Source organism: Roseospira navarrensis (assembly GCF_009601025.1).
In the GTDB taxonomy this organism is placed as follows: domain Bacteria; phylum Pseudomonadota; class Alphaproteobacteria; order Rhodospirillales; family Rhodospirillaceae; genus Rhodospira; species Rhodospira navarrensis.
This window is the reverse complement of the sequence record NZ_WIVE01000100.1, coordinates 1-9,234: the sequence shown is the minus strand read 5'-3', so window position 1 is coordinate 9,234 and position 9,234 is coordinate 1. Positions and strand designations below refer to the sequence as shown.

Annotated in this window: 9 protein-coding genes; 5 read left to right on the top strand and 4 right to left on the bottom strand. The window is 69.0% G+C overall.

The genetic code is table 11. The annotated features are described in order from the left end of the window. Window positions 1-119: 119 nt before the first annotated feature. Window positions 120-1,115: a phosphotransferase enzyme family protein gene (locus tag GHC57_RS18115; RefSeq protein ID WP_153346903.1), complete on the bottom strand. Its 996-nt coding sequence runs from the start codon at window positions 1,113-1,115 to the stop codon at window positions 120-122. Window positions 1,116-1,350: 235 nt separating this feature from the next. On the opposite strand from GHC57_RS18115, the gene GHC57_RS18110 reads away from it, so the two are divergent. Continuing rightward, a complete protein-coding gene (locus GHC57_RS18110; protein WP_153346901.1) occupies window positions 1,351-1,650 on the top strand; it encodes an IS3 family transposase in 300 nt (99 codons plus the stop codon). A 298-nt stretch (window positions 1,651-1,948) separates the two neighbouring features. On the opposite strand, the gene ftsH is transcribed toward GHC57_RS18110, so the two are convergent. Continuing rightward, the gene (gene ftsH / locus GHC57_RS18105; protein WP_153346899.1) at window positions 1,949-3,910 is read right to left on the bottom strand and encodes an ATP-dependent zinc metalloprotease FtsH; all 1,962 of its coding nucleotides are present in this window, start codon (window positions 3,908-3,910) and stop codon (window positions 1,949-1,951) included. Between the two features lie 244 nt (window positions 3,911-4,154). Here ftsH and GHC57_RS18100 point away from each other — a divergent pair, with 244 nt between their 5' ends. After that, window positions 4,155-4,928: a SapC family protein gene (locus GHC57_RS18100; RefSeq protein ID WP_170294964.1), complete on the top strand. Its 774-nt coding sequence runs from the start codon at window positions 4,155-4,157 to the stop codon at window positions 4,926-4,928. A gap of 87 nt (window positions 4,929-5,015) precedes the next feature. Here GHC57_RS18100 and GHC57_RS18095 read toward each other — a convergent pair whose 3' ends face one another. Further along, window positions 5,016-6,050 (bottom strand): L-idonate 5-dehydrogenase, encoded by a 1,035-nt coding sequence (locus tag GHC57_RS18095; RefSeq protein WP_153346895.1) that lies wholly within the window; start codon window positions 6,048-6,050, stop codon window positions 5,016-5,018. Beyond that, window positions 6,047-7,024 carry an NAD(P)-dependent oxidoreductase gene (locus GHC57_RS18090; protein ID WP_170294963.1) on the bottom strand — a complete coding sequence of 326 codons (978 nt, stop codon included), beginning with the start codon at window positions 7,022-7,024 and terminating at the stop codon, window positions 6,047-6,049. Before GHC57_RS18090 ends, GHC57_RS18095 begins: the two co-directional genes overlap by 4 nt. Window positions 7,025-7,214: 190 nt before the next feature. Between GHC57_RS18090 and GHC57_RS18085 the strand changes: the two genes are divergently transcribed. The 3 genes from GHC57_RS18085 to GHC57_RS18075 all read left to right on the top strand — a co-directional run bounded on the left by GHC57_RS18085 (window position 7,215) and on the right by GHC57_RS18075 (window position 9,159). Further along, the gene (locus GHC57_RS18085) at window positions 7,215-7,985 is read left to right on the top strand and encodes an SDR family oxidoreductase (RefSeq protein ID WP_343031211.1); all 771 of its coding nucleotides are present in this window, start codon (window positions 7,215-7,217) and stop codon (window positions 7,983-7,985) included. Window positions 7,986-8,007: 22 nt separating this feature from the next. Beyond that, the gene (locus GHC57_RS18080) at window positions 8,008-8,499 is read left to right on the top strand and encodes a gluconokinase (protein ID WP_246152479.1); all 492 of its coding nucleotides are present in this window, start codon (window positions 8,008-8,010) and stop codon (window positions 8,497-8,499) included. Window positions 8,500-8,808: 309 nt separating this feature from the next. Beyond that, on the top strand, window positions 8,809-9,159 hold the full coding sequence (locus tag GHC57_RS18075; protein ID WP_153346889.1) for a hypothetical protein: 351 nt from the start codon (window positions 8,809-8,811) through the stop codon (window positions 9,157-9,159). Window positions 9,160-9,234 lie beyond the last annotated feature (75 nt).

Sequence of the window (9,234 nt, the reverse complement as noted above, 5' to 3'; positions counted from 1 at the left end):
CCCGTGCAATCCTGGCATGCATCGCCGGACTTATCTCGCCCAAACAACCAGCATGCATATCTAACGCAAACTGAGCCAACAAAAAACACCCAGTATGTGCGCGGTAGCACGCGGACCGCTCACCCGGCCTTGGACAGGTATCGGTCCGCCAGCATCAGGGTGCCGCCGGTGTAGCCCGCGCCCAGCTCCTGCGCGGTGGGGGTCTCGGCGTGGCTGGCGATCCAGGCGGTCAGCAGCAGGCGGCGCAGAAGGACGAAGGTGGGCAGCATGGCCTCGTCCTCGGCGGAGAGCGGGGCCACGGTCCGATAGCCCGCCACCCAGGCATCCTGGAGGGCCGGGATGTAGGGCTCGTGCTCCAGGAAGCTGACGGCGGCGGCGAAGTCATAGCCGAGCCAGCCGAATCCGCAGTCATCGAAATCGATCACGCCGATCCGGTCGCCGTCCACGAGCAGGTTGGCGAGCCGCAGATCGGCGTGGATCAGCCCGAAGCGGTCCGGCCCCGTGCCATAGGCCGCCAGCCGGCGGCGCAGGACCTCGCACAGACGATCCAGCACGGCGGCTCCGTCCGGGGTCAGGCCCAGAGCGGCGCGCCAGTCGCCCCAGTGCGGCGTCGGGCCGACTGTGGTTTCCCAGGTCCAGGTCTTGCGGACGAAGCCGGTCGGGCGGGGCCAGTCGCGCGTGTGCGCATGAAGGTGGGCACTGAGCGCGCCCAGTTCGTGGAAGCCGCCCGACAGGTCCTCGTCCGGCGACGGTTCCACTCCGGTCATGAAGGCGAAGGCCGTCACCTCTCGCTGCCGGCCGTCCAGATCGAAGGTAGCGATGTGGCCGCCGCCGGGCACGGTCAGGGGTTCGGGCGTGTCCACCACGTGGCGCGCGCGCAGGGCCGTGATCCAGTCCAGTTCGGACTCGATCTCCCGGCGGGTGTGATAGCCCGGCCGGTAGACCCGCAGCACCACCCGCGTCCCGGTGTCCGGATCCGCCGCCAGGAAGGTGGCGTTCTCCGAGATGTTGAGCAGCGAGACCTCCGTGCGGGGCGACAGCCCCCAGGTGCCCACCAGGCTTAGCGCCCCCCGGCGCAGGGTCTCGATGAAGGCCGCGCTGTACAGTCCCGTCATGTCCGGCCGTGTCCCCCCGGATTGATGTCAAGAGCGCGGGACCCTAGCCGGACGGGCCGGCTCTGACAACGGCGAAGGGGCGCCCCGCGCTTGCACCTGAACAGACGTGAGAGCGCCGGACGGGGCTTATACCACCCGACCTAAAAACAGACCGTTTTGGCCCACGGTTGGAGTGACCCTGCTCCAAAACGGTGGACACCTCCATTCAGCGCCCTCGGGCGCGGGGAGGTGGACGATGACGACCAAGACCCGACGGTCCTTCACGGACGCGTTCAATCAGGACTCGGTGGCGCTGTTGGCGAGCAGCGGGCTGGTCGCCTCCATGAGCCGAAAGACACACTGTAGGGACAACGCGCCCATCGAGAGCGTCTTCGGCACCCGGAAAACCGAACGGGTCAGCGGATGCCGATACGCAACCCGCGCGGAGGTCGAACGCGACCCGTTCGCCTCCATCGAAGGGACTTACACTCGCTGGCGCCTGCACTCGGCGCTCGGCTCCATCACCCCGGAGCAAGCCGCGTTTCGTGCCGCGTAACCCGGTGTCCACTTTTTCGGTTCATCGCGCAAAATCGGGGTCGCGTGGGTTCCGGGCCGCAGCGGCCACCCGAGACACCCCCTCTCCACCCCTCCCCATTCCATGGGGCGGGAGTCCGTCTGGCGTCTGGTGGACCGGGACGCCTCGCCCATTCATCGGGGAGGTTGGGAGGGGGTTCAGGCTCGAAGCGCGACGCCAGAGGGGCCCTTCCGGTCCCCCGGAATTCCGTGATGCCCCCCTTTTTCGGGGCAAGGTGACCCGGGAATCCCCTCCGAATCATTCTCACGGTCGGTCGGACTCACGCCGCGCGCAGGTGGCCCAGGTCCGGCAGGTGCGCCGCGTCCAGAACAGAATCCAGCCCCTCGCCTTCGAGCGTTTCCTGCTCCAGCAGGGCCGCCGCGCCCTGATCCAGAACCGCGCGATTGGCCTCCAGGATGGCCCTGGCCCGGTCCAGCGCGTCCTGCAGGCGACCCTGCACAGCGGCGTCGATGCGCTCCGCCGTGGTGTCGGCATAGGCCCGGCGCGGCCCGAACTGCTGGCCCAGGGGATCGCGCCGGGGCTCCTCGTAGGTCACGGGGCCCAGACCCTCGTCCATGCCGAACTGGGTGGCGATCTGGCGGGCGATGTCGGTGGCCTTGCTGATGTCGTCGGACGCGCCCGTGGTGACCCGGCCGAACTGGATCATCTCGGCCGCGCGGCCGCCGAACAGCACGGTCATGCGCTGCACCAGCTCGTCCTCGCGCATCAGGTAGCGGTCCTCGGTCGGGCGCTGCATGGTGAAGCCGAGCGCGCCCATGCCGCGCGGGATGATCGAGATCTTGTGCACCGGATCGACCCCGGGCAGCACCCGCGCGACGATGGCGTGGCCCATCTCGTGGTGGGCGATCACCCGGCGTTCGTCGTCCTTGAGCAGGCGGCTGCGGTGCTCCAGCCCGGCCACAAGCCGTTCCGTGGCCGCCGTGAAGTGATCGGTGGTCACGGCCGTCGCGTTCTCGCGTGTGGCGATGATGGCGGCCTCGTTGACCAGGTTCTCCAGGTCGGCGCCGGTGAAGCCCGGCGTCAGGCCGGCCACCTGCTCCAGGTCCACGGTGTCGGACAGCTTCACCTTGCCGGCATGCACGGCCAGGATCTCGCGCCGCCCCCGCTTGTCCGGCCGGTCCACCATGACCTGCCGGTCGAAGCGCCCGGCGCGCATCAGCGCCGGGTCCAGCGACTGCGGCTGGTTGGTGGCGGCCAGCACGACGATCTCGGTGCGCGGATCGAAGCCGTCCATCTCGTTCAGAAGCTGATTGAGCGTCTGCTCCTTCTCGTCGTGGCCGCCGCCGCCCATGCCGCTGCCCCCGCCGCCGCGGGTCTGGCCCATGGCGTCCAGCTCGTCGATGAAGATGATGCACGGCGCGTGCTGCTTGGCCTGTTCGAACAGGTCGCGCACGCGGGCGGCGCCGACGCCCACGAACATTTCGACGAACTCCGAGCCGGAGATCTTGAAGAACGGCACCCCGGCCTCGCCGGCCACGGCGCGGGCCAGCAGGGTCTTGCCGGTGCCTGGCGGACCCGCGAGAAGAATCCCCTTCGGCTGGCGGGCGCCGAGGCGCGTGTAGTGCTCGGGATCGGCCAGGAACGAGACCGTCTCTTCCAACTCCTGCTTGGCCTCGCGGATGCCGGCCACGTCCTCGAACCGGGAGCCGGTGTCCCGCTCCATGTAGATCTTGGCCTTGCTCTTGCCGATCTGCATGAGCCCGCCCATGCCCTGCTGGTTGCGGGCCATGCGGCGGATCATGAACCACCACAGCCCGAAGATCAGGGCGAAGGGGATCAGCCAGGACAGCAGGTTGGGCAGGAAATCGCTCTCAATGCGGCCGTCATAGGTCACGTCGTGCTGACGCATCGTCTCGGCGAAGTCCGGGGCCACGCGCGTCGTGGTGAAGGCGGTCGGGCCGCCCTCCTCCAACGGCTCCGCCAGCGTGCCCACGATATGGTCGTCGGAGATGGCGACGCTTTCGACCTGGCCGTCCTCCAGCAGGGTCTCGAAGCGGCTGTAATCCAGCTCCGCCACCTGCTGTTGCGCGCCCCACCACACCTGGATCACGATCAGCGCCGCCACCGAGGCGATCAGGTAGCGCACGTTCAGGTCGTTGTACCATGTGCGCCGGGGGTCGCCCTTGCCGTCGCCCTTGCCGTCGCCCTGATCGTTCGGGGGCGATGCGTCGGAGGCGCGGTCGTCGCGGCGTCGGTCGATCCTGAAACGGGGCAGTCGCATGAAAGCGGGGCCTCCTCCTCGTCAAGACATGGGAGACCGGCGGGCCCGGAACGAGACGGGCAGCGGTCGGGCGACGACAGGGTCGTCCCGCCGGTCCGGGTCATGGGGTCGCGGGGCATCAACGCGCGGCGCCGGGATGGAGTTGCCTCGCCACCCCAAGACCTCGCGCCGGTTCCTGGGGGAGCGGCGTTGCTGTAGGATCGGTCCTCCGCCCGCGCCTTACCCGAGCCCAGGACGACATGCCGTGGCCGTACCCCTGACCCATGCCAACCCGGACCACCACTCCTTCGTTCCCACGCCGGACCCGGCGGTGGTGCTGGCCACCACCCGGGTGGACATCTGCCTGGGCGAGGTCCGCCGGGCGCTGCAGACCTTCCCCCTGGCCTTCCGGCGGGGACGGGACACCGTGGGCCTGATCGCGGTCCTGGGCGCTCGCCCGGACCGAAATCTCTTCGTCACGGAGGACGGGCGCTGGCTCTGCCCGTACGTGCCGGCGGTGAGCCGGGCGTGGCCGTTCTCGCTCGGCCCGGGGCCCGAGGGCCGGCATGTCGTGTGTATCGACGAAACCTGCGGCGGCCTGCGATCCGGTCCGGACGCCCACGCCCTGTTCGAGGCCAACGGGCAGCCCGCCCCGTTCCTGCAACAGATCGCGTCGTTCCTGGGCACCATCGGCGCCGATCTGAAGCGGACCCGCGCGGCGGCGGCCCTGCTGGACCGGCACGGGCTGCTGACGGACTGGGCCGCCACGGCGCGGATCGGGGATGCGGACGTGCCGCTGGCGGGCCTGCTGCGCGTGGACGAGGCCGCCCTGCGCGGCCTGTCTCCGGAGGCCCTGGCGGCGCTGCGCGATGCGGGGGCGCTGGAGCTGGCCTATGCGCAGCTTCACGCGCTGCCGAACCTGGCGGCACTGGAGATGCTCGCCCGCACCCATGCGCGGGCGGACGCCCGCCAGCAAGAGCAGGCCCGCGAGACCGCCGAGATGTTCCAGTTCGACGACGTGACCTTCAACTTCGATTGAGCCGGCAGCGGGGCAGCCGCCGGGTTCGATGACGCGGCGCACTGCCCGCCGCGTCGCGGCGGTCGAGTGCGCCCTACACGTGTCGGATCACCCGAACGCGATCTGCACCTTCATGGCCGTGCGGCGGTCGCCGGCGGACTCGAAGGCGGCCACCGCGTCGGCCACCGGGAACGTGCCGGTCAGCAGCGGCCCCAGCGGCACCCGCCGGGCGCCGATCAGTTCGACCGCCCAGGCGAACTCCTCGTGGAAGCGGAACGAGCCGCACAGCTCGATCTCCTTGGCCACGATCTGGTTCTGTGGCAGCGAGACCTCGCCGCCCAAGCCAAGCTGGATCAGCCGCCCGCGCGGCCGGATCACGTCCAGGGCGGCGCGCATGGCGACCTCGGTGCCGGAGGCCTCGATGACGGCGTCGAAGGATCCTTTGTCGGCCCCGTAGGCCGCCAGATCCGCGCCATGGGTCGCCACGTTGATGACCCGGTCGGCGCCGACGGCGGCGGCGCGCTCCAGGGCCTCGTCCACGATGTCGGTGGCGACCACCTCCAGCGCGCCGTGCAGCTTGGCGGCCGCGACGGCCAGCGCCCCGATGGGGCCGGCCCCGGTGACCAGCACGCGCTTGCCGATCAGGCGGCCGGCGCGGTTGACGGCATGCAGCGCGACCGAGAACGGCTCGGCGAACGCGGCCTCGGCGGCGGTGATGCCCTCGGGCAGGACCTCGCACTGCCAGGCCTTGGCCACCAGCATTTCGCTGAACGCGCCCTGCACGTGCGGCATGCGCATGGCGCTGCCGTAATAGCGCATCTCCAGGCACTGGTTGTACTGCGCCCGGCGGCAATAGACGCAGTGCCCGCACGGCCGGCTGGGGTTGATGGCGACCAGGGCGCCCACCTCCAGGCCCGAGACCTCCGGCCCCACGGCGGCGATGCGCCCGGCGACCTCGTGGCCCAGGATCATGGGTTCCTTGATGCGGATCGCGCCGAAGCCGCCGTTGTTGAAGTAGTGCAGGTCCGAGCCGCAGATGCCGCCGGCCTCGACGCGCACCAGCACCTCGTCGGGGCCGGCGACGGGGGTTTCGCGCTCCTCGATGCGCAGATCGCGCGGACCATGACAGACGATGGATTTCATGACGGGGGCTCCTTTCCGGACACGAGCGGGATCACCGGCGAGGGCAGCGGCCGGCCCTCGAAATGGGCGGTCAGGTTGTCCAGCACCAGCCGGCCCATGGCCGCGCGGGTCTCGACCGTGCCGCTGGCCTGGTGGGGTTGCAGAAGAACGTTGGGCAGCGCCTGGAAGCGGGGATTCACGGCCGGCTCGCCCTCGAACACGTCCAGGGCGGCGGCGCCCAGGGCGCCCGTCTCCAGCGCGTCCAGCAGGGCCGCCTCGTCCACGATGGAGGCGCGGGCGATGTTGACCAGCAGGCCCGACGGCCCCAGCGCCCGCAGCACCGCCGCATCGACGAGACCGCGCGTGGTCGCGCCGCCCGTCAGGGTCAGGACCAGCACGTCGGCGCGGGTGGCCAGCGCCACCGGATCCGGCAGCCCGGTCCAGGCGGCGGGACCCTCGCCCTGCACGGGATCACAGTAGGCGACGGCCATGCCGAAGGCGGCGCAGCGATGCGCGACGGCGGTGCCGATCCGCCCCAGGCCGAGGATCCCGGCGGTGCGCCCGCGCACCCGCGCGCCCAGCGGCCGCGGCCCGCGCGTCGCCCAGTCACCCGCGCGCACCCAGGCATCCCCGGCGACGATCCCGCGCAGGGCCGCGAGCATCATCGCGATGCCGAAATCCGCCACATCCTCGGTCAGCACGTCCGGCGTGTTGGTCACGGCGATGCCCCGCGCCGCCGCCTCCTCCAGGTCCACGGCATCGTATCCGACCCCATAGACCGCGATGATCTCCAGGCGCGGCAGCGCGTCGATCAGGGCGCGCCCGGCGCCCAGCTCGCCCCGCGTGGCGATGGCCCGGATCCGGTCGGCGTGGTCGCGCACGAACCCGGCCGGGTCCGCCGCCTCGAACAGCCGGTGCACCGTGAAGCGATCCGCGAGCGCCGCCTCGTCCTGCGGGGGATAGGGACCGATCTGGAGAATGTCGGGCTTGGACACGCTCTAAGCTCCCGCGCTGTCCGTCCGGCGGAGGCGGGGTCGGGCAAACCGCCTTGACTCCCTGTCCGCGCGAGTCTTATGTTATCGATAACAGACCGGGATGCAAGGCCAAACTGAGGCCGGGAGCACAACCGGCGCGCCAGCGCGGTCCATCAGGTTCCGGCCACCCCGTCACGCAGGAGGGACCCCCGTGAACGCATCCCATCTCTTCGACCTGACCGGACAACGGGCGCTGGTCACCGGGTCCGGCCAGGGCATCGGTCTGTCGCTGGCCCGGGGGCTGACCCAGGCCGGCGCGGCGGTGATCCTGAACGACATCGACCGGGACCGGCTGGAGCGCGCCGCCGAGACCCTGCGCGGCGAGGGCGCGACGGTGTACACCCTGCCCTTCGACGTGACGGACGCCGACGCGGTGCGGGTCGCCGTGGACGGGTTCGAGGCCGAGACCGGCCCCATCGACATCCTGGTCAACAACGCCGGCATGCAGTTCCGCACGCCGCTGGAAGACTTCCCCGTCGAGCGCTTCGACTTCATGATGCGGCTGAACCTGAACGGCGTGTTCTATTGCGGTCAGGCGGTGGCGCGCCACATGATCCCGCGCAAGGCCGGCAAGATCGTCAACATCTGCTCGGTGCAAACGGCGCTGGCCCGGCCCTCCATCGCACCCTATACGGCATCGAAGGGCGGCGTGGCCAACCTGACCAAGGGCATGGCGACGGACTGGGCCAAGCACGGCCTGCAGGTCAACGGGCTGGCGCCGGGCTACTTCAAGACCGAGTTGACCTCGGCCCTGGTGGCGGACGAGGCGTTTACGGCCTGGCTCAGCGCCCGCACCCCGGCCGGCCGCTGGGGCAATGTCGAGGAACTGGTGGGCGCCTGCATCTTCCTGGCCGCGCCGGCCTCCAGCTTCGTGAACGGACACATTCTCTATGTCGATGGCGGCATCACCTGTTCGGTTTGAGCGGCGGCCCGTCGCGGTTGTGATGGGCCCCTGCGGCTGCGGCAAGTCCACCGTGGGCGCGGCGCTGGGGGCGCGCTTCGGCGTGCCTTTCCTGGACGCCGACGACTACCACCCGCCGGCCAACGTGGCGAAGATGTCGCAGGGCATCCCGCTGGACGACGACGACCGCTGGCCCTGGCTGACGGCGCTGGGAGAAGCGATGCGCGACCGCGCCGAGGACACGGGCGGGGTGATCGCCGGCTGTTCCGCGCTGAAGCGGTCGTATCGGGAGCATATCGCCCGCACCATCGGCCTGCCGGTGGTGTTCCTGCTGCTGGACGGCAGCCGCGAGACCCTGTGGGCGCGCATGACCGCGCGCAAGGACCACTACATGCCGCCCAGCCTGCTGGACAGCCAGCTTGCCGCCCTGGAGCGCCCGGCCGCCGACGAACCGGCCGTGATCCTGTCCATCGAAGGGGAGCTGGCCCCGCTGCTGGACGAGGCGACGGCGGTCCTGGAGAGCGGTTTGCCGTAAGGCGGCGTCGCGCCATAGAAGCAAGCGGCCGAATAGGCTTTCAGCGCCGACGGCTGACACGCGATGAAAGCCCATTTTGCATCGAGCGCGGCGCTTGCGCACTACCGGCCCGTCCGCGCATACTGGTGTCCAGTGATTCAGACCGATTTCGAAAAGCAGCATATTCTCGGTCACACGATGCACAAGCATTACCGCCATTGGGGACTATTATACTGTGAGAACAACCCAAAGGAAACCAAAGCATTGTGGCCCAGGCATTAATGATCAGCATTAAATGGGTAGAATACTGCCTTCAAAAGGGATCTGGAAATGCAGGAAGATGAAGCAGAAATACATTTTGAGAGGCTTGCTAGAACGTTGTCTGATGGCGGACTTTCTTGGATCGTGGAAGACGTTAAAGCGGCGATTTCCCTCGGAAATATCGTTGAAAAGGAGGCACGCACAGGAAAAATGAAGGTCGACGCTGAAAGCGGAAAATACCGAGTCGCGTCAGGAAGAAAAAGAGAAAAAATGATAGCAACGATACCCTATACAGAGGTTGAGAAATTACGCCTTCTTGTGGATGCAGCGGCAAACTCGTTAAGAGAAATTGGTTTAAGGGCTTATCCCTTTGAGTCCGGGACCACATCATGTGGTGACAGGTGGCCTGAAACGGCGTAGAACATAACGTGAACGCACGCCATTTCCGGAGCCCGACCATGAGCAAGTTTCCTCGATCCCTGCTCGAATTCCAGC

Excerpts from the sequence above, each read along its gene's own strand:
- GHC57_RS18115 (WP_153346903.1), bottom strand. The coding sequence starts at position 1,115 with ATGACGGGACTGTACAGCGCGGCCTTCATCGAGACCCTGCGCCGGGGG.
- GHC57_RS18110 (WP_153346901.1), top strand. The coding sequence starts at position 1,351 with ATGACGACCAAGACCCGACGGTCCTTCACGGACGCGTTCAATCAGGAC.
- ftsH (WP_153346899.1), bottom strand. The coding sequence starts at position 3,910 with ATGCGACTGCCCCGTTTCAGGATCGACCGACGCCGCGACGACCGCGCC.
- GHC57_RS18095 (WP_153346895.1), bottom strand. The coding sequence starts at position 6,050 with ATGAAATCCATCGTCTGTCATGGTCCGCGCGATCTGCGCATCGAGGAG.
- GHC57_RS18080 (WP_246152479.1), top strand. The coding sequence starts at position 8,008 with ATGGGCCCCTGCGGCTGCGGCAAGTCCACCGTGGGCGCGGCGCTGGGG.
- GHC57_RS18075 (WP_153346889.1), top strand. The coding sequence starts at position 8,809 with ATGCAGGAAGATGAAGCAGAAATACATTTTGAGAGGCTTGCTAGAACG.